The 21,244-nt window shown below is 71.2% G+C and carries 25 protein-coding genes; 13 read left to right on the forward strand and 12 right to left on the reverse strand.

From position 1 onward, the window contains the following. The first annotated feature begins 16 nt into the window (after positions 1-16). A complete protein-coding gene (locus ACZ7CD_RS19440; RefSeq protein WP_360401227.1) occupies positions 17-1,291 on the forward strand; it encodes an alpha/beta hydrolase in 1,275 nt (424 codons plus the stop codon). A 48-nt stretch (positions 1,292-1,339) separates the two neighbouring features. Here the strand turns inward: ACZ7CD_RS19440 and ACZ7CD_RS19445 are convergent, their stop codons facing one another. Both ACZ7CD_RS19445 and ACZ7CD_RS19450 read right to left on the reverse strand, forming a co-directional pair. Then, a complete protein-coding gene (locus ACZ7CD_RS19445; protein ID WP_458434376.1) occupies positions 1,340-2,338 on the reverse strand; it encodes a chitinase in 999 nt (332 codons plus the stop codon). A gap of 102 nt (positions 2,339-2,440) precedes the next feature. Then, the gene (locus ACZ7CD_RS19450) at positions 2,441-3,310 is read right to left on the reverse strand and encodes an MBL fold metallo-hydrolase (protein WP_470379413.1); all 870 of its coding nucleotides are present in this window, start codon (positions 3,308-3,310) and stop codon (positions 2,441-2,443) included. Positions 3,311-3,392: 82 nt separating this feature from the next. On the opposite strand from ACZ7CD_RS19450, the gene ACZ7CD_RS19455 reads away from it, so the two are divergent. Further along, positions 3,393-4,232, forward strand: coding sequence for a LysR family transcriptional regulator (locus ACZ7CD_RS19455; RefSeq protein ID WP_360401218.1), 840 nt, complete (start codon positions 3,393-3,395; stop codon positions 4,230-4,232). Here the strand turns inward: ACZ7CD_RS19455 and ACZ7CD_RS19460 are convergent. Both ACZ7CD_RS19460 and ACZ7CD_RS19465 read right to left on the reverse strand, forming a co-directional pair. Then, entirely contained in the window at positions 4,229-4,966 is a 738-nt protein-coding gene (locus ACZ7CD_RS19460) for an SDR family NAD(P)-dependent oxidoreductase (RefSeq protein WP_470379414.1), read from the reverse strand. The genes ACZ7CD_RS19455 and ACZ7CD_RS19460 overlap by 4 nt on opposite strands. Further along, a complete protein-coding gene (locus tag ACZ7CD_RS19465) occupies positions 4,966-5,907 on the reverse strand; it encodes an SDR family NAD(P)-dependent oxidoreductase (RefSeq protein WP_470379415.1) in 942 nt (313 codons plus the stop codon). Before ACZ7CD_RS19465 ends, ACZ7CD_RS19460 begins: the two co-directional genes overlap by 1 nt. A 109-nt stretch (positions 5,908-6,016) precedes the next feature. Here ACZ7CD_RS19465 and ACZ7CD_RS19470 point away from each other — a divergent pair, with 109 nt between their 5' ends. Next, a complete protein-coding gene (locus tag ACZ7CD_RS19470; RefSeq protein WP_458431650.1) occupies positions 6,017-6,559 on the forward strand; it encodes a TetR/AcrR family transcriptional regulator in 543 nt (180 codons plus the stop codon). On the opposite strand, the gene ACZ7CD_RS19475 is transcribed toward ACZ7CD_RS19470, so the two are convergent. Next, the gene (locus ACZ7CD_RS19475) at positions 6,498-6,965 is read right to left on the reverse strand and encodes a GbsR/MarR family transcriptional regulator (protein WP_360401206.1); all 468 of its coding nucleotides are present in this window, start codon (positions 6,963-6,965) and stop codon (positions 6,498-6,500) included. The genes ACZ7CD_RS19470 and ACZ7CD_RS19475 overlap by 62 nt on opposite strands. 66 nt (positions 6,966-7,031) lie before the next feature. Here ACZ7CD_RS19475 and ACZ7CD_RS19480 point away from each other — a divergent pair, with 66 nt between their 5' ends. From ACZ7CD_RS19480 to ACZ7CD_RS19490, 3 genes are read left to right on the forward strand one after another with little or no spacing between them, the layout of a single operon-like run. After that, positions 7,032-7,553: an FAD-dependent oxidoreductase gene (locus tag ACZ7CD_RS19480; protein ID WP_360401203.1), complete on the forward strand. Its 522-nt coding sequence runs from the start codon at positions 7,032-7,034 to the stop codon at positions 7,551-7,553. An 11-nt stretch (positions 7,554-7,564) separates the two neighbouring features. Continuing rightward, positions 7,565-9,079 (forward strand): alkaline phosphatase D family protein, encoded by a 1,515-nt coding sequence (locus ACZ7CD_RS19485; RefSeq protein WP_470379416.1) that lies wholly within the window; start codon positions 7,565-7,567, stop codon positions 9,077-9,079. Continuing rightward, positions 9,076-10,197: a hypothetical protein gene (locus tag ACZ7CD_RS19490; RefSeq protein WP_470379417.1), complete on the forward strand. Its 1,122-nt coding sequence runs from the start codon at positions 9,076-9,078 to the stop codon at positions 10,195-10,197. Before ACZ7CD_RS19485 ends, ACZ7CD_RS19490 begins: the two co-directional genes overlap by 4 nt. A gap of 120 nt (positions 10,198-10,317) precedes the next feature. On the opposite strand, the gene ACZ7CD_RS19495 is transcribed toward ACZ7CD_RS19490, so the two are convergent. Next, positions 10,318-11,352 carry an aldo/keto reductase gene (locus ACZ7CD_RS19495; RefSeq protein WP_458434375.1) on the reverse strand — a complete coding sequence of 345 codons (1,035 nt, stop codon included), beginning with the start codon at positions 11,350-11,352 and terminating at the stop codon, positions 10,318-10,320. Positions 11,353-11,413: 61 nt separating this feature from the next. Here ACZ7CD_RS19495 and ACZ7CD_RS19500 point away from each other — a divergent pair, with 61 nt between their 5' ends. Genes ACZ7CD_RS19500 through ACZ7CD_RS19510 form a run of 3 tightly spaced genes read left to right on the forward strand, consistent with a single transcriptional unit; the run spans position 11,414 to position 13,056 of the window. Continuing rightward, entirely contained in the window at positions 11,414-11,803 is a 390-nt protein-coding gene (locus ACZ7CD_RS19500) for a MerR family transcriptional regulator (RefSeq protein WP_360393727.1), read from the forward strand. A 10-nt stretch (positions 11,804-11,813) separates the two neighbouring features. After that, positions 11,814-12,515, forward strand: coding sequence for an MOSC domain-containing protein (locus tag ACZ7CD_RS19505; RefSeq protein WP_360393724.1), 702 nt, complete (start codon positions 11,814-11,816; stop codon positions 12,513-12,515). A gap of 10 nt (positions 12,516-12,525) precedes the next feature. Beyond that, entirely contained in the window at positions 12,526-13,056 is a 531-nt protein-coding gene (locus ACZ7CD_RS19510) for a GNAT family N-acetyltransferase (protein ID WP_360393721.1), read from the forward strand. Here the strand turns inward: ACZ7CD_RS19510 and ACZ7CD_RS19515 are convergent. The 3 genes from ACZ7CD_RS19515 to ACZ7CD_RS19525 form a co-directional block, all read right to left on the reverse strand. Then, positions 13,049-13,456, reverse strand: a complete 408-nt coding sequence (locus tag ACZ7CD_RS19515) for a protein-tyrosine phosphatase family protein (protein WP_360393718.1) — start codon at positions 13,454-13,456, stop codon at positions 13,049-13,051. The genes ACZ7CD_RS19510 and ACZ7CD_RS19515 overlap by 8 nt on opposite strands. 216 nt (positions 13,457-13,672) lie before the next feature. Further along, a complete protein-coding gene (locus ACZ7CD_RS19520) occupies positions 13,673-14,155 on the reverse strand; it encodes a hypothetical protein (protein WP_360393715.1) in 483 nt (160 codons plus the stop codon). A gap of 60 nt (positions 14,156-14,215) precedes the next feature. Continuing rightward, positions 14,216-14,626 carry a VOC family protein gene (locus ACZ7CD_RS19525; protein ID WP_360393712.1) on the reverse strand — a complete coding sequence of 137 codons (411 nt, stop codon included), beginning with the start codon at positions 14,624-14,626 and terminating at the stop codon, positions 14,216-14,218. 94 nt (positions 14,627-14,720) lie between these two features. Here ACZ7CD_RS19525 and ACZ7CD_RS19530 point away from each other — a divergent pair, with 94 nt between their 5' ends. Further along, on the forward strand, positions 14,721-15,689 hold the full coding sequence (locus ACZ7CD_RS19530) for a helix-turn-helix transcriptional regulator (RefSeq protein ID WP_470370310.1): 969 nt from the start codon (positions 14,721-14,723) through the stop codon (positions 15,687-15,689). On the opposite strand, the gene ACZ7CD_RS19535 is transcribed toward ACZ7CD_RS19530, so the two are convergent. Beyond that, positions 15,643-16,317, reverse strand: a complete 675-nt coding sequence (locus ACZ7CD_RS19535) for a Clp protease N-terminal domain-containing protein (protein ID WP_470370309.1) — start codon at positions 16,315-16,317, stop codon at positions 15,643-15,645. The two genes, ACZ7CD_RS19530 and ACZ7CD_RS19535, sit on opposite strands and share 47 nt — an antisense overlap. 135 nt (positions 16,318-16,452) lie before the next feature. On the opposite strand from ACZ7CD_RS19535, the gene ACZ7CD_RS19540 reads away from it, so the two are divergent. From ACZ7CD_RS19540 to ACZ7CD_RS19550, 3 genes are all read left to right on the forward strand, one after another. Continuing rightward, positions 16,453-18,405, forward strand: a complete 1,953-nt coding sequence (locus ACZ7CD_RS19540) for a serine/threonine-protein kinase (protein ID WP_470379418.1) — start codon at positions 16,453-16,455, stop codon at positions 18,403-18,405. Further along, positions 18,402-19,139 (forward strand): SDR family NAD(P)-dependent oxidoreductase, encoded by a 738-nt coding sequence (locus ACZ7CD_RS19545; RefSeq protein ID WP_360393700.1) that lies wholly within the window; start codon positions 18,402-18,404, stop codon positions 19,137-19,139. The genes ACZ7CD_RS19540 and ACZ7CD_RS19545 overlap by 4 nt, the downstream gene beginning before the upstream one ends. Before the next feature lie 115 nt (positions 19,140-19,254). Beyond that, positions 19,255-20,592, forward strand: a complete 1,338-nt coding sequence (locus ACZ7CD_RS19550; protein ID WP_470370307.1) for a glycosyl hydrolase family 18 protein — start codon at positions 19,255-19,257, stop codon at positions 20,590-20,592. Here ACZ7CD_RS19550 and ACZ7CD_RS19555 read toward each other — a convergent pair. Together ACZ7CD_RS19555 and ACZ7CD_RS19560 are read right to left on the reverse strand one after the other, a co-directional pair. Then, positions 20,485-20,886, reverse strand: a complete 402-nt coding sequence (locus ACZ7CD_RS19555) for a DMT family transporter (protein ID WP_470379419.1) — start codon at positions 20,884-20,886, stop codon at positions 20,485-20,487. The genes ACZ7CD_RS19550 and ACZ7CD_RS19555 overlap by 108 nt on opposite strands. Beyond that, positions 20,887-21,201, reverse strand: a complete 315-nt coding sequence (locus ACZ7CD_RS19560) for a DMT family transporter (protein WP_470370306.1) — start codon at positions 21,199-21,201, stop codon at positions 20,887-20,889. It abuts the gene before it with no gap. Positions 21,202-21,244: the final 43 nt, after the last annotated feature.

Consider the following 21,244-nt stretch of genomic DNA (forward strand, 5'->3'; position numbering starts at 1 on the left):
CACACGATTCCCAGCCATGAACGTCCTGCTGGCTTTCGCTCTCACCGCCGCGAGCGTCACGACGCCCGTGCACCTGCCGCCCACGGCGCCGTGCCCGGCGAACGTCCCGGCCGACACCCGCTGTTACGAGGGCCGGGACGCGAACGGCGCCTACTACACCGTTGCCGTGCCGAAGCACTGGAACAAGACGCTGGTCGTGCACTCGCACGGCGGTCCGGACCTCGGCGAGCCCACGCCCGAGCGCACCCGTGACGACCTGAACCGCTGGGCCGTCATGGTGAAGGAGGGCTACGCGTGGGCCGGCACGTCCTACCGGCGGGGCGGGTACGGCACGCGGATGGCCGCCGAGGACACGGACAACCTGCGCAGGATGGTCAGCTCGACGCTGAAGCCGCGCAAGGTGTACCTGCACGGGCAGTCGTGGGGCGGCAACGTCGCGGCCAAGACCATCGAGCTGTACAAGGGCTACGACGCTGCACTGCTCACCAGCGGGGTCATGGCCGGCGGGTCGAAGGGCTACGACTACCGGGTCGACCTGCGGGTGGTCTACCAGTACTACTGCGGCAACCACCCGCGCCCCACCGAGGCGCAGTACCCGTTGTGGATGGGGCTGCGCAAGGACTCCACGATGACCACGGCCGGGCTGCGGAGCCGGATCGAGGAGTGCCTGGGCACCGCGGGCAACCGCACGGCTGAACAGCAGCAGAAGCTCAATGACGTCCTGGCCGTCACGAAGATCCCCGAGTCCACCTTGAACTCGCACCTGAACTTCGCGACGTTCACGTTCCGCGACATCGTCCACAACCGGCTGGGCGGCCGGAACCCGTGGAGCAACGCGGGCGTGCGGTACCAGGGCTCGCACGACGACGCCGCGCTCAACGCCGGGGTCGAGCGGTTCTCGCCGGACCCGCAGGCACGCGCGGAACTGGCCTACGACAGCGACCTCACCGGCAAGATCGACATCCCGGTGCTCTCGCTGCACGCGATCGGCGATCCCACGGCGTTCGTCGAGCACGAGTCGGCCTACAAGCAGCAGGTGCTCAAGGCCGGGCGGTGGTGGAACCTCGTGCAGACGTTCACCACCGAGTCCGAGCACAGCGCGCTCAGCGACTCCGAGTACGCCTCGGCGGTGCAGTCGCTGGAGCGCTGGGAGCGGACCGGGCTGCGGCCGAACCCGTTCTCCGTCGCGGCCAGGTGCCCCCGCAACGACGAGACGTACGGCTCCGGCTGCTTCTTCGACCCGCGGTACCAGCCGAAGCCCTACGAGTCGCGCGTGCTCCCGCGGTCGTGACCGCCGCTCGGGCCGGAGGTGCAGGCCTCCGGCCCGAGCAGCGGTGCGCTACCGGCCCTGCAGGCGCTTCACGTTGTCGCCGAACGTCCAGCCCTTCGAGCCGTCCCAGTTGATCGACCAGGTCATCAGGCCCTTGAGCTGGCCACCGAAGCTGTTCCACGCCTGCCCCACCAGCGAGGGCGACATGTACCCGCCACCGGCACCGGGCTGTGCGGGCAGGCCGGGGACCTGCTTGTCGTAGGGCACCCGGATCGTGGTGCCCTGGATGACCAGCCCCTTGTTGAGGCACTGGGTCTGCGCCACGAACCCCTGCACGGTGCCGGCGGAGTAGCTGTCACCGGAGCAGCCGTACATCGAACCGTTGTAGTACTGCATGTTCAGCCACCACAGGCGGCCGTTGTCGGCGTACTTCTTGATGATCGGCAGGTACGCGCCCCAGATCGAGCCGTAGACGACGCTGCCGCCGGTCACGTACGCCGTCTCCGGCGCCATCGTCAGGCCGAACCCGGCGGGCATCGCCGCGAGCACCCCGTCGATGATCCGGATCAGGTTGGTCTGCGACGGCGACAGCTGGGTGATGCTGCCGCTGCCCACCAGACCGGTCTCGACGTCGATGTCGATGCCGTCGAAGTTGTACTTCTTCAGGATCGGCACGACGGTCGCGATGAACCGGTCCGCGACGGCGGACGAGCTCAGGTCGATGCCGGCCGTCGCGCCGCCGATCGAGAGCAGGATCGTGGCGCCCGCGGCCTTCGCCGCGCACATCTCGGCCGGCGTCGCGACCTTCACCGTCGCGTCCATCCCGTCCTCCCACAGCACCGTGCCGTCGGAGCGGATCACCGGGAAGGCCGCGTTGATCACGTTGTAGCCGTGCTGGGCGATCCGGCTGTCGTTGATCGGGGTCCAGCCGAACGGCGGGTGCACGCCGTTCGAGGCACCGTCCCAGTTCTCCCAGTAGCCGTGCAGCACTTTTCCGGCCGGCCGGGGTTTGAGGGCGCACGTGTCGGCCGCCTGGGCAGCGGTCGACGGGACCAGGACGGCGGTCATGAGCAGAAGCAGGGCTGTCAACACCGAACGTGCGGACATTCGCTCACCTTTCGCGTTCAGGCGGCGACCCGCTGTCATTCAAGCACGAAATGGTCCAGACCTCTAGGCGGCATGTTCGGCGCACAGGCACGCGACGCCCGGTTCGATCCACTCGCGGCCCTCCCACTCGGGGTGCCGCGCGATCATCAGCTCCCGCACCTCCTCCGCGACCAGCTCGGAACCACGGCGCCGCCACGTCTCGTCGCGCAGTTCGACCAGGTAGGACCGCACGTCCGCAAGCACCTCCTGCCCGCCGACATCGCCGTGGCCGGGCACCACGACGGACGGCCGCAGCGCGCTCAGCCGGTCCAGCACGTCGATCCAGCCCAGGCCGGACACGTCGGTGTCGTGCGGCGGGAACCACGGGAAGATCGCGAACTGCCCGGTCTCGGCGAGGTCGCCGGTGAACAGGACGCCGGCGTCGGGCACCTCGACCACCTGGTCGCCCAGCGTGTGACCGCGCCCCGTGGCCCGCAGCCGCACCACCCGGCCACCGAGGTCCAGGTCGTACGAGTCGTGCACGACGTCCGGCACCGGCACCTCGACGCCTTCCAGCCGGCGCGCGACCACGTCGCTCAGCCCGCGGAACATCTGCAGATAACCGGCGCCCTTGCGGTCCAGATCGGCGGCCTGCGCGCGGTTCACCAGGTACGTGGCCTCCCCCGCGAACACCTGCGCGCCGAACGCGTGCTCCGGGTGGAAGTGCGTCGTGGTCAGGTAGATCCGGCGGCCGCGCGCCACCTCCTGGGCGAACGCCAGCACGGCGGAGGCGTTCTCCACGCCCAAGCCGGTGTCCACGACGAGCACCGCCGCGGAACCGCCGATCACACCGATGTTCGGCACGAGCGGCACGCGTTCGCCGGGCACCACCAGCAGGTCGCGGGCGATCTCGACCGCGCCTTCCACCCGGACGACCGGGTCCATGAGCTCCATGACCACCAGCTCACCCGCGGGACCGCGCGCTGTCCAAGACCGGCTCCGCACACCCGATACCGGGCCGGTATCGTCGCTGATCGTGGAGCTGCGCACCCTGCGGTACTTCGTCGCCGTCGCCGAGGAGCTCCACTTCGGCCGCGCCGCCGCGAGACTGCACCTGAGCCAGCCGCCGCTGAGCCGGGCGATCAAGCAGCTGGAGCACGACCTGGGCGCCGTGCTGCTGCACCGCTCCCCCGCGGGCGTCGCGCTCACGCCGGCCGGTCGCCTGCTCCTGCACGGGGCGCGCGACCTGCTGGACCGGGCGGACCGCCTGCGCGACCGGGTCGCGGGCGCGGCCACCCTCACGATCGGCGTGCTCGCCGACAGCTCCGACCAGGGCGCGACCCGGCTGGCGGCCGCGTTCCGGCGCGAGCACCCGGACGTCGAGGTGCTGGTCCGCGAGACCGACCTCACCGACCCGACCTGCGGCCTGCGGGCCGGGCTCGTGGACGTGGCGCTGACCAGGGCGCCGTTCGACCTGACCGGGCTGAGCACCCACGAGCTGCGCGGCGACCCGGTCGGCGTGGTGCTGCGCGCGGACGATTCCCTGGCACAGCACGGGGAACTGCGGCTCGCCGACCTCGCGGACCGCCGCTGGTTCCGGTTCCCCGAGGGCACCGACCCGGCCTGGCAGAGCTACTGGCACGGCGGCGAGCCCCGTGAGGGCCCGGTCGTGCGCGCGGTCCAGGAGTGCCTGCAAGCCGTGCTGTGGAACGGGACCGTCGGCATGACCCCGTTGGGACACACCCCACCGGCCGAGCTCGCCGTCGTGCCGCTCACCGACATGGCACCGAGCCGCGTCGTCGTGGCGTGGCAGGACGGCGACCCGAACCCGCTGATCAGCTCGCTGGTCCGGACCGCCGTCACGGCGTACGCCTAGCGCAGGGCGGCCTGCAGGTCGTAGACGCCCAGGGTCTCCTCGGAGACCTTCCACAGCAGTGCCGCTGACTCCTCGTCCTGCGCGTACGGGGCCAGGCCGCGGTAGCTGCCCGGCAGCACGGCGGTAGTCGTGATCCCCTCGGCGGCCCACCGCTTGCCGGCCTCGATCGCGAACAGGATGTTCGCGGTCTTGGACTGGCCGTAGGCCTGCCAGCGGTCGTACTCGCGGTGCTCGAAGTGGAGGTCGTCGAACACGACATCGCTCTTGAGGTGCGCGGACGAGCTGACGTTCACCACGCGCGCACCGTCGGCCCGCAACGAGTTGAACAGCCCGAGCGTGAGCGCGAAGTGCCCGAGGTGGTTGGTCGCGAACTGCAGCTCCCAGCCCTCGGCGGTGCGGGTCAACGGCGTCGCCCGCACCTCGGCGTTGTTGACCAGCAGGTGCAGCGGGCCGTCCCAGTCGCGCGCGAACGCCTTCACCGACTGCTGGGACGCGAGGTCCAGCCGTGCGGCTGAGATCCGCTTGTTGCCGGTGGCCACCATCAGCTCCACGGCCACCCATTGCGCGGCATCGAGGTCACGTGCCGCGATGGTCACCTCGGCGCCCGCGACGGCCAGCGCGCGCACGGTCTCGACACCGATCCCCGACGCCCCGACGGTCACGACCGCGCGGCGGCCGGAGAGGTCAGCGCCCTCGACGACGTCCAGTGCGGTGGTCTCGAACCTGGTGTTCATCACTGTTCCCCAACGTTGAGCGTGTCCTCGGAGACCTTCCACAGCTGTGCGGCGGCCTCCGGGTCGTGTGCGTATGCGGCGAGCCCGGCCGAACCGGTGGCGGGCAAGGCCTGGTTGCAGTCTTCGAAGTAAAGCCCCGACCGCCCGTCGACCAGCGGCGAGACGGCGAGCACGAGCGTGGTGGCCGCGCCCTGCTCCGGCGTCTTGAGCCGCACCGGCCGGTCGCCGCCGCGCAGCCGGCGCCGTTCCTCCAGCTCCTCCGGCGTGATGTGCCGCTGCAGGTTCGTCAGGATCGCGCCCGGCATCAGCGCGTTCATCGTGATCCCCTCGGCGCCCCAGCGCTTCCCGGCCTCGACACCGAACAGGATGTTGGCGGTCTTGGACTGGCCGTAGGCCTGCCAGCGGTCGTACTCGCGGCGCTCGAAGTGGATGTCCTCGAACACCACCGGGCTCGAGAGGTGACCGGCCGAGCTGACGTTCACGACGCGTGCGCCCTCGGCCCGCAGCGCGTCGAACAGCCCGAGCGTCAGCGTGAAGTGGCCGAAGTGGTTGGTGGCGAACTGGATCTCCCAGCCCTCCGGCGTGCGGGTCAGCGGCGTGGCCATGACGCCGGCGTTGTTGACCAGCAGGTGCAGCGGCCCGTCCCAGGACCGCGCGAACGCCTTGACCGACTCCTGGTCCGCGAGGTCCAGCGGCGCCACGAGGACGTTCTTGTTGCCCGTCGACTCGGCGAGCGACGCGGCCACGCGCCCGCCCACCTCGACGTTGCGGGCCGCGATGGTGACCTCGGCGCCGGCGGCGGCCAGTGCCCGCACGGTCTCGACGCCGATGCCCGACGCCCCACCGGTGACCACGGCGCGGCGGCCGGACAGGTCGACGCCGTCGATGACCTCGAGAGCGGTGGTCTCGAAGCCGAACGGGGTGGTGATGCGCTCCGTCATCTGCTTTCCCCAACCTGTCGTACACTGAAACGGAGGTTCCTCCGGTTCGAGTTCCACACTAACCGGAGGACCCTCCGGTTAGCAAGTGATCCCACGGGGAGAGTTCGAAGTGCGTGCTGATGCCGCCCGCAACCGGGCGTTGCTGCTCGAGGTGGCGCTCGACGCGTTCACCCACGGGAAGGACGTGACGCTCGGCGCCGTCGCCAAGAAGGCGGGCGTCGGGATCGGCACGCTGTACCGGCACTTCCCCACCCGCGAGGCGCTGATCGAGGCCGTCTACCGCGCGGAGCTGGAGAAGCTCTGCGACCTGGCCCCGCTCGCCGGCCTGCCGGCCGAGGAGGCGCTGCGGGCGTGGATGGACCGCTTCACCGCCTACATCGCGACGAAGCGCGACCTCAAGGACGCGTTGCAGGCGGTGATCGCGAGCGGCGTGAACCCGTTCGAGCACAGCCGCGCGAAGATGGTCGGCGCGTTGCGGGAGCTGCTGGAACCGCTGGGTGCCCGCAACGAGCCCGCGGACGTGATGGCGATGCTCGTGGCCGTCGCCCAGAACGACGACCCGGCTCAGGCCCGCAGGATGCTCGACCTCGTCATGGACGGGATTCGCTTCGGCGCTGCTCGAACCGCTCCACCAGCGCCGGCACCTCGCTGAGCAGGAACTCGTAGAAGTCCCGCATGTAGACCAGCCGCTCACGGGCGGGCCCCGGCTCGACCGACTCGACCCCGCGTGCGACGGCGTCGAGGATGTCGTCGATCGGGGCGTGCTGGCGGCCGTAGAGCGTCGTCCACGCCCGGTCGCGCATCCGGTAGTGCTCACGGCGGCTGCCCTGCACCGGCACGCGTTCGATCAGCCCCATCTGCATGACCATCTTGACCGCGCCGGACACCGACCCCGCGCTCGCGCCGAGCTCCTCGCTCAGGTCGCCCGCGGTCAGCGAGTCCTCGTCGGTGAACAGGAACGCGGCGAGCACGCGCGCGGCCATCCGCTGCATCCCGGCGCCGACCAGCGTCAGCGCCAGGTGCTCGGCCACCTGCCTGCGGTCTGTCTCGCCCGTCACAGTGCCCCAGCCTTCAGAAATTTCTGAACGTTCGCTAGCCTCAATCCTAGGGGGAAGGGGCAGGTCATGGCCACAGCACTCGTCGTCGGAGCCGGGACCGCCGGGCTCGCGACCGCTCTCCGGCTGGCCCGCAGCGACTGGCACGTCGTCGTCCTGGACCACGGCGTGCGGCAGGAACCGATGCCGGTGCTCGGACCGGACCGCCACGCCGCCCGCCGGCTCGCCGCGCTGCCGCACCCGCTGCACTACGAGACCCGCCACGACCCGGTCACCGCCCTGTGCCCGGACCGGTTCGGTGTCACCGTCGCGTTCCCCGGTCACGACGAGTGGTTCGACATCGTCGTGTGCGCGCAACCCTGCTGCCAGGCGGAGCGATTACCGGGCCTGCGCCTCGACGCCTGGTCACGCGACCACGTGGCGCTGCTCCACCGGGCCGTGCGGGACACACGGCTGCCGCTGAGCTCGGCGGAGGCACTGGCGGACGGACTCGACCTGCACCGCGACCACCGCGACGCGTTCTCGTGGTGGGAGAGCACATTAAGACCGCATACCACCGCCGTTAGGCGGTCCTTTACTCGCGCCGGGTAAGCCTGCGAGGCATGACCACGTTACGGAGACGCACCTTCATCGTGGGAAGTCTCGCCGGAGCGAGCGCGGGTGTGTTCGTGCCCCGGCTGGCCAACGCGATCGGCTACCCCTTCACCCTGGGCGTCGCGTCCGGTGAACCGGCGGCCGACGGGTTCGTGATCTGGACCCGCCTCGCCCCCACCCCCCTCAACGCCGACGGTCTCGGCGGCATGCCGAACACCACCACCTCCGTCGAGTGGCAGGTCGCCACCGACGAGCGCTTCACGGGCATTGCTCGCACCGGCACGGTCACCGCGGTGCCGGCGAGTGCGCACTCCGTCCACGTCACGCTGACCGGCCTGGAACCGGGCCGCGAGTACTGGTACCGCTTCCGCGCCGACGGCCACATCTCCCCCGTCGGCCGCGCGGTCACCGCACCGGCCGCCGGCACCTCCCCCGAGCTGTCCATGCTCTTCGCGTCCTGCTCGCACTACGAGGAGGGCTACTTCACCGCCTACCGCAGGATGGCCGAGGAGCACCCGCACCTGATCCTGCACCTGGGCGACTACATCTACGAGGGCGCGGCCACCACCACGAAGGTCCGCAAGTTCGCACCCGCCGGCGAGATCAGCACGCTCGCGAACTACCGGGTGCGGCACGCGCAGTACAAGACCGACCCGGACCTGCAGGCCGCGCACGCGACCGCGCCGTGGCTGGTCGTGTGGGACGACCACGAGGTCGAGAACAACTACGCCAACCTGGTCCGCAACGACTCCAGCCCTGCCGGTGACTTCAAGGCCCGCCGGGCGGCGGCGTACAAGGCGTACTACGAGCACATGCCGCTGCGCTCCGCCCAGGCCCCGAGCGCGGAGAACATGCTGCTGCACCGCAGGGTCCGCTGGGGCAGCCTGGCGACGTTCCACCTGCTCGACACCCGCCAGTACCGCGACGACCAGGCGTGCGGCGACGGCACGAAGGTCTGCCCGGACGCCGACGCCGCGGCCCGCACGCTCACCGGCGCCGCTCAGGAGTCGTGGCTGGTCGACGGCCTGCGGCAGAAGCTCGGCACCTGGGACTTCCTGGGCCAGCAGGTGTTCTTCGCCCAACGGCTGGCCGCCGCGGACGGGTCGAAGAGCATGGACGCCTGGGACGGCTACACCGCCAACCGCACGCGCATCCAGAACGCGTGGGACACCAACGGCAACAAGGGCACCGTCGTGCTCACCGGCGACGTGCACCGCAGCTGGGCCGCGAACCTCATGCAGTCCTACCAGTCGCAGAACCGGATCATCGGCACCGAGCTGGTGACCACGTCCGTCACCTCCGGCGGTGACGGCAACGCCGCCGACAACAGCCTCAACCCGACGCTCAACCCGCACGTGAAGTTCTTCAAGAACCTGCGCGGCTACGTGAAGACCCGCACCACGAGCACCGAGATGCGGGTCGACTTCCGCGCCGTCGACAAGGTCACCGTCCGCGACTACCCGGTGAAGACCGTGCAGAGCTACGTGGTCGAGGCGGACAACCCCGGATTGCAGGCGCCGTGAAGACATTGCTGATCGCCTCGTTGCTCCTCGCCCCCGCCCCCATGACGTGGTCCACGGTCAACAGCGACTCGACCGGTGACCAGGACAACGCCGCCGTCTCCGCCACCCGCAACGGCTACACGGCCGTCGTGTGGGAGGACGACCGCGACACCGCCACCCCCGAGGACCCGGTCCACTCCGACGTCTGGATCCGGCTCTACCGGGAGGGCACGCCGGTCTACGAGAAGAAGCTCAGCACCGGCGGCACCGGCGACTGGCGGCACTGGCAGCCCGACGTCGCGCTGCACGAGGACGGCAGCGCTGTCGTCGTGTGGTCGGAGGACCCGGACGGCAACGGCTACTACAACATCGCGGTCCGCCAGGTGTCGGCCACCGGGACGGTCTCCGGTTCCGGCACCGCCAACGCGAGCGCCGACGGCCAGCAGCACTTCCCGAGCGTGGCGGCGGACCCGGACACCGCGCACTTCGCCGTGACGTGGGAGGACGAGCAGGGCACCGACCCGTCGACCGTCCGGATCGCCGGGTTCGCGTCCCTGACCAGCAAGACCTACGAGGCCCAGGTCAACAACGCCGGTGGCACGCACGCCAAGCCGCAGGTCGCCATGGGTGCGGCCGCGAACGCGGTCGTGGTGTGGGAGGCCGATGCGACCGTGGCCCGCAAGATCCTCACCCCGTCCGGTGGCGTGAAGCAGGCGCAGACCACGACGGGAACGGGAAAACGTCCCGCCGTGGCGGCCAACTTCAACGGCGACTTCGCGGTCGCGTGGGAGAGCGCCGGGGTGCGGACCCAGTCGTTCACCGCGGCCGGTGCGGCCGCCGGGACGACCGCGCAGACCACCGGCGCCGACCCGCAGATCGGGGTCGACGACCAGCGCGGCGTCGCGGTGACCACGGCCGAGGCGCAGGACGTGCACACGGTGGTCTACAACCCGGACGGCACCACCACGGGCCGGCCGCCGCGGCAGCTCACGGTCTCGACCGCCACCGGCAGGCAGGACGAACCGGCCGTGGGCGTCGACCCGTGGGGCCGCGTCAGCGTCGTCTACACCGACGACAACGACGGCAACGGGTTCGACCAGGTCTACCTCGGCCTGGGCCTCACGACCCAGGCGTGGTGAGCTGAGCCCCTGGCCAGAAGCCTTGCCCGACCCCTCGTTGCTTCCCAAGGATGTTGAGTTGGTGGTGCTTGCAGACGCCAGCAGAGCCAGGGGGCGAAGGCATGACAGCTGGCAACCTGCCTAGCGGAGGTCCAGGGGCCTGCGTCGCTGGTGGACGTCCACCAGCGACGCGGGCTTCCAGAACCCGTGCACGTCGTAGGTGTCGGTGCCGGGCGGCACGATCTCGTCGACGCGGTCCAGCACGTCGTCGGTCAGCACCAGGTCGGCGCCCTCCAGCAGCGACTCCAGCTGCTCCATCGTGCGCGGCCCGGTGATCGCCGAGGTCACGGCGGGGTGCGTCGTCACGAACGCGATCGCGAGCGCGGGCAGCGTCACGCCCATCTCGTCGGCGAGCTTCGCGAACTGCTCGACGGCGTCGAACTTCGCGGCGTTGCCCGGCAGCGACTCGTCGAACCTGTCCGGCGTGAGCGTCGCGCGGAACGCCTCGGCCGCCGCGCCCCTGCGGTGCTTGCCCGACAGGAACCCGCTGGCCAGCGGCGACCACACCAGCACGCCCATGCCGAGCCGCTGGGCCGTGGGCAGCACCGAGCGCTCGACCCCGCGCGCCAGCAGCGAGTAGGGCGGCTGTTCGGTGCGGAACCGCAGGAAGCCGCGGTTCAACGCCACGTGGTGGGCCTCGACGATCTCCTCCGCCGGGAACGTCGAGCACCCGAACGCGCGGATCTTGCCGTCCCGCACCAGGTCCGTGAGCACGGACAGCGTTTCCTCGACGTCGGTCGAGTAGTCCGGCCGGTGCACCTGGTACAGGTCGATCCAGTCGGTGCCGAGCCGGCGCAGGCTGTCCTCGACCGCGCGCATGATGTACCGCCGTGAGTTGCCGCTGCGGTTGCGGCCGTCGGTCAGCGGGAAGTGCACCTTCGTCGCCAGCACCACGTCGTCGCGGCGGCCGGCGAGCGCCTTGCCGACGATCTCCTCGGACTCCCCTGCCGAGTACATGTCGGCGGTGTCGACGAAGTTGATCCCCGCGTCCAGCGCGCGGTGGATGATCCGCACGCCCTCCCCGTGGTCGGCGTTGGCCACGTTCCCGAACATCATGGCGCCGAGGCAGTGGTGGCTGACCTCGATGCCCGTTCCCCCAAGTACGCGATAGCGCATCGTCATGAGCGAGAACGTACGAACTAGAGCCGCCTCTAGGTCAAGAACCTATGCTCGGGGCATGGGGATGAGCATCGGCGAGGTCGCCGAACACACCGGGCTGAGCGTGCACGCGCTCCGGTTCTACGAGAAGGAGGGCATCCTCGCCCACGAGGTCCACAGAGGACCGGGCGGTCGCCGGGTGTACACGCAGCAGGACGTGGACTGGCTGCGCATGTGCATCATGCTGCGGATGTCCGGAATGCCCGTCCCGGAGATCCGCCGCTACACCGAGCTGGTCCGCCAGGGCGACGGCAACGAGCTGCAGCGCCTCGACATCCTCAAGGAGCACCAGGACCGGGTCCGCGAGCAGATGGCGCGGCTGCAGGAGTGCCTGGACCTCATCACCTACAAGGTGGGCAAATACCAGGACTACGTCAATTCGATCGCATCGAGGGCAGTCGGCCAATAATGTCGATGCCATGCCAGTAGTGCTCTCGCTGAACGTCGCCTCGAAGACCGTCCCGGTCGACTACGCCCGCGCCGGCACCACCGGCATCGACAAGCGCCCGGTCGACGGACCGCTGCGGGTCGGCCCGGTCGGCCCCAAGGGTTCGGCCGGCAGCGGCGTGGCCGGTGACGAGATCGGCGACTGGACGGTTCACGGCGGCGCCCACCAGGCGGTGTACGGCTACGCCCGCGAGGACCTCGACTGGTGGCAGGCCGAGCTCGGCGTCGAGCTGGACAACGGCCAGTTCGGCGAGAACCTCACGACCCAGGGCATCGACCACACCCACGCGCGCGTCGGTGAACACTGGCGCGTCGGCACCGCGGTGCTGGAGGTCACCGGTCCGCGCGTGCCGTGCCGCACGTTCGCGACGTTCCTCGGCCAGCCCGGCTGGGTGAAGCGGTTCACGCAGGAGGCACGGCCCGGCGCCTACTTCCGCGTCCTCGAACCCGGCCTGGTCGCGCCCGGCGACGAGATCACCGTCGTGCACCGCCCCGGCCACGACGTCACGGTCGAGCTGTTCCTGCGCGCCATCACCACGGAGGCCGCCCTGCTGCCCAGCCTGCTGGAGGCGGGCGACGCGGTGCCGCCGGAGGTCCTCGAACTGGTGCACCGGCGGACGGTGATCGACCTGTCGCCGGAGATCGCGGCGAGCCGGGTGCCCTCGGACGGGTAGCTTCGAGATCATGACCGAACCAGGGTGGCCGCCTTCCCCGATCAAGACGGAACGGCTGGTGCTGCGCCAGTCCGAGGCACGTGACCGCGCGGCGTTCGTCGAGCTGTTCTCCTCACCCGAGGTCGGCACCCACATCGGCGGCTCGAAGCCGCGGGCCGAGGTCGAGGCCGCGGCCCCGGAGGTGCCGGGCCGCCGGTTCGGGTTCTTCGCCGTCGAGCTGGACGGCGAGACGATCGGGATGGTCACGTTCGACCGGCGGCTGCCCGACCAGCCGGGGCACTACCGGCCAGAAGGCGGCGAGCACCAGCTCGGCTACCTGTTCCTGCCCGCCTCGTGGGGCAACGGCTACGCCACCGAGGCGTGCGCGGCGGCACTGGGGTGGTTCGCCGCCGCGCTGCCCGGTGAGCCGCTGGTGCTCACGACCCGGGTGGCCAACGAGAGCTCGCTGCGGCTCGCGAAGCGGCTGGGGTTCACCGAGGTGGAGCGGTTCGACGCCTTCGGCGCCGAGCAGTGGTTCGGTGTGCTGGAGCCCGCTAGCTGACCGGGAACCGGCGCACCCAGCGCTTCTGCCACGGCGTCTCCACGGCACGGCGGTGGTAGTGGGCACGGGTCCACGCCACCGCCTCGTCCGCGGGCACCCCGGAGAGCACCGCCAGGCACGAGATCACGGTGCCGGTGCGGCCGACACCGCCGCTGCACGCCACCTCGACCCTGTCACCGGCCAGTGCGCGCCGGTGCAGCGCGCGGATGAACCCGATCGCCGCCGCGGGGTCGCGGGGCAGGCGGAAGTCAGGCCACTCGACCCAGTCGTGCTCCCACGGCAGGTCGACCGCGCGCGCCTGGAGGTAGAGGCCGTAGGCAGGGGCGGGCTCGACGAGCCTGCCGTCGCGCAGGCCGCGACCGGTCACCTCGGCGCCGTCCGGTAGCTGAACCGTCTTCACGAACTTCCCCCCAAATGGTGCTCGGCCGGCGTCACCGGACAGCAACACCACCGGCGCCGGGAGCTCAACGTCAGCTGGTCGGCGACGGCCGGCACGACGCCGGACGACACCATGAGCACCGCCGTGTATACCAGCAGCGTCCGCGCGCCCGGTGTGCACCGCCACCAGCCCCCGCGCCAGGAGCTGCGCCGACGGCGTGTGCGCGGTGACCGCGTCTCACCGGCTCGCGCCCTCGGGCCACAGCACCGTGACCGGCACGCCCCGCGACCGCGCGTAGGCGACCACGTCCGCCGTGCCGCCAGGGCCGCGCCCCGGCAGCCCGTCCCACACCGCGAGCAGGGCGGCGGACTCCCCCAGCTCGTCCACCATCCGCTTGCCCGCCTCCATGTAGGCGGTCGGGTCGGGCGTCACGAACGGCAGCTGCACCACCCGGCCCGCCTCCGCGAGCAACCGGTCGTAGACGGGCCGGAACTCCTCCGGCAGCGACGCCCGGTACTCCACCGCGGGCAGCACGGCCACCAGTTCGCCGCCCACGTCCAGCACGGCCTGGGCGAACACCGCGTCCGCGCCGTCGGCCAGGCAGGACACCCCGACCACGTCGTCGTCCGCGGTCACGGCGGCCCGGATCATCCGGTCGACCTCCGCCTCCAGCTCGGCGGAGAGCCCCCGGTGCCCCGTGATGGCGAGCTGCGTCGTCATCCCTGCAGCATAGGTGTCCGAGCAGCACAGCGGGCCTTTCCGCGCAAGACCGGTCCCGGCTCACCCCTGCCCGGCCAGCACCGCGAGGTAGTGGACGTTGGTCATCACGCCGAGCACGTTGCCGAACGGGTCGACCACCGACGCCGTCACGAACCCCTCGCCGCGCACCCGCGGTTCGTCGTGCACCTCCGCCCCCAGCTCGAACAGCCGGTCCAGCGTCGCCCGCAGGTCGTCCACCGCCCAGTAGAGGACCGCCCCGGACGGCCCGTCCGACGGCGTGACCTCGAAACCGCGGTGCACCAGCCCCAGCTCCGCCTGGTGGTCGCCGATGCGGAACTCGACGTAGGCCAGCAGCCCGTCCGGTGTGCGGCGCTCGAAGTAGGCCTCGACGCCCAGCAGTTCGGTGTACCAGGCGCGCGCCTCCGCCAGGTCGTCGGCGTAGTAGGACACGGTCGACATGCCTCGCAACATCTCGTTCTCCTTCGCAGGTCCGACTTGCTGATGTCCCCCAGCTTCGGCTGTGAAGTGCTCATCTTCTGAGCACTTTGACCGGGAAGCTGTCGACATGCGCGCAGACCGGCTCGTGGCCATGTTGTTGCTGATGCAGGCCCGCGGCCGGGTGACCGCCGCGGAGCTCGCCGAGGAGCTGGAGGTCTCCACGGCCACCGCCCGGCGCGACCTGGAGGCGTTGTCCGCGGCCGGGGTGCCCGTGTACCCGCAGCCGGGCCGGGGCGGCGGCTGGTCGCTGGTCGGTGGCGCGCGCACGGACCTCAGCGGGCTCACCGCGGCCGAGGCGCAGGCGTTGTTCCTGGTCGCCGGACCGGCGGCGGCCGTCGCGCCGCAGGTGAGGTCGGCGCTGCGCAAGCTCGTCCGGGCGTTGCCGGGCACGTTCCGGGCCGACGCGCAGGCGGCAGCGGAGGCGGTCGTCGTCGACACCGCGGCCTGGGGCGAGCACACCGGCGACCGGCCGGCGCTGGTCACGGCACTGCAGCAGGCCGTGGTGCGGCAGCGGAAGGTGCGGCTGACCTACGCGAAGCGCGGTGCCGGGGCGAGCGAGCGCGTGGTCGACCCGTGGGGGCTCGTCGACAAGGACGGCACCTGGTACCTCGTGGCCGGGACGCCGGACGGTCAGCGCACGTTCCGGCTGGACCGGGTGCGGGAAGCGGCGCTGACCGACGAGCAGGCGAGCCGTCCCGCCGGCTTCGAGCTCGCCGGTGCCTGGGACTCGGTCGTCACGGAGGTGGAGCGCAGGCGGGCGGAGACCACGGCCGTGCTGGTGGTGCCGACGCGGTTCCTCGACGTCTTCCGGCACCAGCACGGCCGTCACTGCACGGTCGTGGCGGAGCTCGGCGACCGGACGCGGGTCGAGCTGACCGCGCCCCGGCCGCTCGACCTCGCGCGCAACGTCGCCGGCTGGGGCGGCCTGGTCACCGTCGAGTCGCCAGAGTCCGTCCGCGACCACCTGGCCGCCATCGGGGCGGAGCTGGTCAGCCGATACCCGCGTGCCGCTCCAGCCGGGCCAGCCGACTCATGATCATTTCCAGGACCTTCGCCGCGTCCGGCGTGCTCTGCTGCTGCTTCTTGAGGTGGACGATGCCCGCGAGCGCCGTCTGCACCGCGCGCCGGGTGGACTTGAGGTCGGCACCGCGGTCCCGCAGCACCTGACCGCCCGCCCCCTCCGGTTCGGCGACCAGACCGAGCAGCAGGTGTTCGCAACCCACGTAGTTGTGGCCCAGTGCGATCGCCTCGACGACGGCCAGCTCCAGCGCGTTCGCCGCGTCGGCCGCCAGCCCGGCAGGAGCGGCACCCTCGGAGGCGGAGGTGTGGCGCAGGGTCGCGGGATCGATGTCGATGGCCTGCAGGACGTCCAGCGCGAGGTTCCCCCCTTCGCGCAGCAGTCCCTCCACCAGGTGTTCGCTGGTCACGCTCGGTTGTCCGCCCGCAGCCTCGACGGCGAGCCGGAGGGCGTCCTTGGCGCGCTGGGTGAAGCTCTCGATCCGGTCCGACCCTCTCACCAGGTCTTCGGGTTTCACCGCCCGGATGGCGGCTATGCGTTTGACGGAACCTTCGAGTGCACGCTGGCAGATCGCGGAAAGCGGGATGTTGAGGTCCTTGACGGCCTCGGCCAGGTCGTCCGGCAGGTACACGTTGACTTTAGGCATAACCCCATCTGTACCCCCAGTAGGGGTTACAGTCAATCGACATCGCGTCGCCCGTCACACTTGTAGGTGATCGAGGGGACAGGGAGAGCACACGTCGTGGAGGAGAACAAGCGGCTCATCGGGAGCCGATACCGGTTGAGGACGAAAGTCGGCCAGGGCGCCATGGGTGTCGTGTGGCAGGCCTACGACGAGAACCTGCACCGCGTCGTCGCAGCCAAGGAGCTGCTCGTGCTGGCGGGACTCGACGACTCCAAGATCGACCGCGCCAAGCACCGGGCCATGCGCGAAGCGCGCTTGGCCGCCCGGCTGGAGCACCCGAACGCGATTCGCGTGTACGACGCCGTCGAGGACGACGGCCAGCCGTGGCTGATCATGGAGTACCTCCCCTCGCGCAGCCTCGCGGCGGTGATCGCCGAGCAGGGCACCCTGCCGCCGCGCGAGGTCGCCCGCATCGGCTGCTACACCGCCGCCGCTCTGGCCGCCGCGCACCGCAACGGCATCCAGCACCGCGACGTGAAGCCGGGCAACGTGCTGATCGGCGACCAGGAGGTCAAGATCACCGACTTCGGCGTCTCGCGCGCCACCGGTGACGACGGCACCGCCACCGCGACCGGCACGGTCGGCACCCCCGCGTTCTTCTCCCCCGAGATCGCCCGCGGCGAGGAAGCCGGTTTCCCGTCCGACGTCTTCTCCCTCGGCGCCACGCTCTACAACGCCGTGGAGGGCACGCCGCCGTTCGGCGCGGCCGACAACCACATCGCGATGCTGCACCGCGTGGCGAGCGGCTCGATCATGCCGCCCGCGAACGCCGGCCCGCTGCTCTCGCCGGTGCTGTTCCGCCTGCTGGCCACCGACCCGGAGCGCCGCCCCACGATGGAGGAGGCCGTGCACCTGCTGGCCGCCGTCGTGAACGAGACGCCGCAGGCGTCCGAGGCCACGGTCGTCATCCCGGCGACGGTGGAGCTGCCGGTCGAGGCGCAGCCGGAGGAGAAGGCCAAGCAGCAGAAGAAGGCGGGCGCCTCGGCGGCCGGTGCGGCGGCGGCCGGGCTCGTGGCCGGTGCGGCGCAGGCGGAGGCAGCGGGTCTGACGGCGCCGGGCAAGGCCGATGCCGAGCAGGAGAAGGCCGACGCGGACCAGGCAGGCGCTGACGAGGCCGGCGCTGACGAGGCTGGCGCTGACGAGGCTGGCGCTGACGAGGCCGGGAACGCCGGTGCGGAGGCGAGCGAGCCGGAGGCAGCGGTCGCCGCCGCGGCAGCCGGGGAGCCGGAAGCAGCCGCCGCCGTGGAGCCGCCGCCCGCGGACACCGCCGACGCGCCCCCCGCGGAGCCTGCCGCGCCCCCCGCGGAACCCGTTGCGGCACCGGAGAAGACCGCGGTCGCAGCGACCACGCCGGAGGCCGCTCAGCCCGAACCCGTGCAGCCCGAACCCGCGCAGCCCGTTCCGGCACCGGCACGGCCTGAGCCCGCCACCCCGGCCGCGCCCGTCCGGTCCGCCCAGGAGGAGGAACGCCGCAGGAACCCGCTCGCCCTCCTCGGCATCATCGTCCTGGTGATCGCGGTGGGTGTCGGCGCGTTCCTGCTGTGGCCGAAGGGGGACCGGGAGCAGGCGGGGAACGACCCGACCGGCTCGGCGAACCCGCCGGCGGCGAGCCAGTCCCAGCAGCAGCCGCAGCAGTCCCAGTCACAGCAGCCGACCACCACGGCAGCGGAGACCACGACCCCGCAGGAGACGACGACCACGCCGGTCGTCCCGCCGAACACCGCGACCCCGCCGCCCGCGACGACGCCGGGCACGGCGCAGGAAGCGCTGACGGCGTACTACGCGCTGATCCCCGGCAACCTCGAAGCCGGGTACGCGACGCTGACGGACAGGTTCAAGGCGACCAGGACGCCGACGTTCCAGGAATACCAGCAGTGGTGGGGCCAGTTCAGCAGCGTCGACCTGTCCGACTTCGCGCCGCAAGGCGACAACGTGGTGGCAGCGACGCTCACGTACCGCAAGGGCGGGGCGGTCACGACGACCGAGCGCAACACGTACACATTGGTGCAGGTGAACGGCAAGTGGATGATCGACAGTCAGTCGCCGTGACCAGGCGCGCACTCGTGACCGGTGCCTCCCGGGGCATCGGAGCGGCCATCGCCCACGCGCTCGCCGCCGACGGGCACCGGGTCGCCGTGCACTTCCGCAGCGACCCGGAGCAGGCCGCGGAGGTGGCCGCGGGCCTGCCCGGCGACGGCCACGTGACCGTGCGGGGCGACATCGCCGCGGGCGAGGCCGAGCAGGTCGTCACCGAAGCGGTCGAGCGGCTCGGCGGGCTCGACGTGCTGGTGAACAACGCGGGCGTGTACTTCCTGCACCCGATCACCGCGACGAGCTTCGCCGAGTGGCAGGACGCGTGGCGGCGCACGGTCGAGCTCAACCTGTACGGGCCGGCCGACCTGGCGTGGCACGCCGTGCGGCACCTGCCAGAGGGCGGGCGGATCATCAACGTGGGGTCGCGCGGCGCGTTCCGGGGCGAACCCGACGCGCCCGCCTACGGTGCGGCGAAGGCGGGGCTGCACGCGTTGACCCAGTCGCTGGCGCAGTCACTGGCACCGCAGGGGATCGCGGTGGCGGCGGTGGCGCCGGGGTTCGTGCGCACCGACATGGTCACGGACCTGCTGGCCGGGCCCGCCGGTGACGCCATCCGCGGGCAGAGCCCGTTCGGGCGGGTCGCGGAACCCGAGGAGGTCGCGGCGGCCGTCGCGTGGCTCGCGACCCCGGCCGCGACGTGGGCCAGCGGCACGGTCATCGACGTCAACGGGGCCTCGTACCTGCGCTGATCTCCTGCTGCCACGACCGGAACCAGTTCCGGTCGGCTGCCGACCTTCCCGGCAACCGGTCTAGACCACTACCGTCGCTGTGGGCGCTCGACGTTAGTGAGAGGCAACCCTGCACATGCGTTCACTCCGCTTCCGCCTCGGTTCGGCCTGCCTCGCGCTGGCCGCCGCCGCGGCGACCATCACGGTCACGGCGCCTGCCGCGCAAGCCGCTTACCCGGCCGGGTTCAAGAGCGTCGGCTACCTGCCGTCGTGGTCCGGCAGCGTCAGCTCCATCCAGTACGGCAAGCTGACGCACATCAACTACTCGTTCGTGCTGCCGAACTCGAACGGCACGCTCCAGGGCGTTCCCGACCCCGGCAAGCTGCAGCAGCTGGTGAGCCTCGGCCACCAGAACGGCGTGAAGGTCTCGATCGCGGTCGGTGGCTGGAACGACGGCAACGACGACAACTTCGAGGTCCTCGCCGCGAGCGCGAACGGCCGCACGACGTTCGTCAACGCGCTCGTCGGCCTGGTGAACCAGTACAACCTCGACGGCGTCGACATCGACTGGGAGTACCCGGACCCCGGCGCTGAGGGTGACAACTACACCCTGCTGATGCGCCAGCTCGGCGACGCGCTGCACAGCCGGGGCAAGCTGCTGACCGCGGCCGTCGTCTCCGAGGGCGGCACGGCGGGCGGCGTGCAGCCCGCGGTGTTCGGCATCGTCGACTGGCTGAACATCATGGCCTACGACGGCGGCAACCCGCACGCGAACTACGACTGGTCGATCAACAGCGTCAACTTCTGGAAGGGCCGCGGCCTGCCCGCGAGCAAGGCAGTGCTGGGCGTGCCGTTCTACAGCCGGCCGACCTACATCGCTTACAAGGACCTGGTCGCGCAGGACCCGGCCAATGCCAACCGCGACAGCTACAACGGCAACTACTACAACGGCATCCCCACGATCAAGCGCAAGACGACGTGGGCGCTGTCGAACGCCGGCGGCATCATGAACTGGGAGCTGTCCCAGGACACCACCGGCAGCACCAGCCTGCTCAACGCGATCTGGGAGGCCGCGAGCGGCGGCACCCAGAACCCGCCCACCGGCGGCACGATCACCGGTTACGGCGGCAAGTGCGTGGACGTGGCGGGCGCGAGCTCGGCCAACGGCACGGCGGTGCAGCTGTACACGTGCAACGGCACCAACGCCCAGCAGTGGACCCGCACCGGTCAGACGCTGCGCGCACTGGGCAAGTGCCTCGACGCGTCGGGTACCGCCAACGGCGCCGTGACCCAGCTCTGGGACTGCACGGGCGCCGGCAACCAGCAGTGGACCGCTGAGTCGAACGGCCAGCTGCGCAACGCGGCCTCAGGGCGTTGTCTCGACGCCACCGGCCCCAGCTCGGCGGACGGCACCAGGCTCCAGCTCTGGGACTGCGCCGCCACCGCCAACCAGCGGTGGACGCTCAACGCCTGAGCCCTTCAGGAACTTGAGCCCGATGACGCAGGCGATGATCCCGGTGAGGAAGACGACCTTCCAGGCGGAGACGGCTTCCGCACCGGTGATCATCGCCCACGTCACGGTCAGCGCGGCACCGACCCCGACCCACACCGCGTACGCGGTGCCGACCGGAATCCGTTTCATCGCAACGGAAAGCCCCACCATGCTGAGCGTCGTGGCCACCGCGAAGACCACATAGGACTGTTCGGACAACGCGGTCGCCCACACCGCTTCGAGCACGGCGCTCACCAGCAACACGGCCCAGTGCACTCAGCTCACCACCTTCAGCCCGGCGACGCAGCCGATCAACGCGGCCAGCAGCACCGCCTTGGCGACCCCGAGCCTCTCCTCACCCCGCGCGACCGCGACGAGGACCGTGAGCACGGCCCCCACCCCGACCCACACCGCGTAGGCGGTCCCGACGGGAATGCCCTGCATCGCCCACGCCAGCCCGGCAACGCTCAACGTCATCGCCACGGCGAACACGACCACCGGCCACGGCCGGCGAAAACCGCGCGACGCGGCGAGCGCCGTGGCCCACACGGCCTCCAGCACTCCTGACGCGACCAGCACCACCCAGTACATTAGTACGACCGTACCAGAAAAACTTCCGCTGGTTCGCCCCCGT

The sequence above is a fragment of the Lentzea sp. NPDC036949 genome (assembly GCF_055608075.1).

Bases quoted from the DNA above. Each gene is read 5' to 3' on its own strand.
- ACZ7CD_RS19440 (WP_360401227.1), top strand. From the start codon at position 17: ATGAACGTCCTGCTGGCTTTCGCTCTCACCGCCGCGAGCGTCACGACG.
- ACZ7CD_RS19445 (WP_458434376.1), bottom strand. From the start codon at position 2,338: ATGACCGCCGTCCTGGTCCCGTCGACCGCTGCCCAGGCGGCCGACACG.
- ACZ7CD_RS19450 (WP_470379413.1), bottom strand. From the start codon at position 3,310: ATGGAGCTCATGGACCCGGTCGTCCGGGTGGAAGGCGCGGTCGAGATC.
- ACZ7CD_RS19460 (WP_470379414.1), bottom strand. From the start codon at position 4,966: ATGAACACCAGGTTCGAGACCACCGCACTGGACGTCGTCGAGGGCGCT.
- ACZ7CD_RS19465 (WP_470379415.1), bottom strand. From the start codon at position 5,907: ATGACGGAGCGCATCACCACCCCGTTCGGCTTCGAGACCACCGCTCTC.
- ACZ7CD_RS19480 (WP_360401203.1), top strand. From the start codon at position 7,032: ATGGCCACAGCACTCGTCGTCGGAGCCGGGACCGCCGGGCTCGCGACC.
- ACZ7CD_RS19485 (WP_470379416.1), top strand. From the start codon at position 7,565: ATGACCACGTTACGGAGACGCACCTTCATCGTGGGAAGTCTCGCCGGA.
- ACZ7CD_RS19495 (WP_458434375.1), bottom strand. From the start codon at position 11,352: ATGCGCTATCGCGTACTTGGGGGAACGGGCATCGAGGTCAGCCACCAC.
- ACZ7CD_RS19500 (WP_360393727.1), top strand. From the start codon at position 11,414: ATGGGGATGAGCATCGGCGAGGTCGCCGAACACACCGGGCTGAGCGTG.
- ACZ7CD_RS19505 (WP_360393724.1), top strand. From the start codon at position 11,814: ATGCCAGTAGTGCTCTCGCTGAACGTCGCCTCGAAGACCGTCCCGGTC.
- ACZ7CD_RS19510 (WP_360393721.1), top strand. From the start codon at position 12,526: ATGACCGAACCAGGGTGGCCGCCTTCCCCGATCAAGACGGAACGGCTG.
- ACZ7CD_RS19520 (WP_360393715.1), bottom strand. From the start codon at position 14,155: ATGACGACGCAGCTCGCCATCACGGGGCACCGGGGGCTCTCCGCCGAG.
- ACZ7CD_RS19525 (WP_360393712.1), bottom strand. From the start codon at position 14,626: ATGTTGCGAGGCATGTCGACCGTGTCCTACTACGCCGACGACCTGGCG.
- ACZ7CD_RS19530 (WP_470370310.1), top strand. From the start codon at position 14,721: ATGCGCGCAGACCGGCTCGTGGCCATGTTGTTGCTGATGCAGGCCCGC.
- ACZ7CD_RS19535 (WP_470370309.1), bottom strand. From the start codon at position 16,317: ATGCCTAAAGTCAACGTGTACCTGCCGGACGACCTGGCCGAGGCCGTC.
- ACZ7CD_RS19550 (WP_470370307.1), top strand. From the start codon at position 19,255: ATGCGTTCACTCCGCTTCCGCCTCGGTTCGGCCTGCCTCGCGCTGGCC.
- ACZ7CD_RS19560 (WP_470370306.1), bottom strand. From the start codon at position 21,201: ATGTACTGGGTGGTGCTGGTCGCGTCAGGAGTGCTGGAGGCCGTGTGG.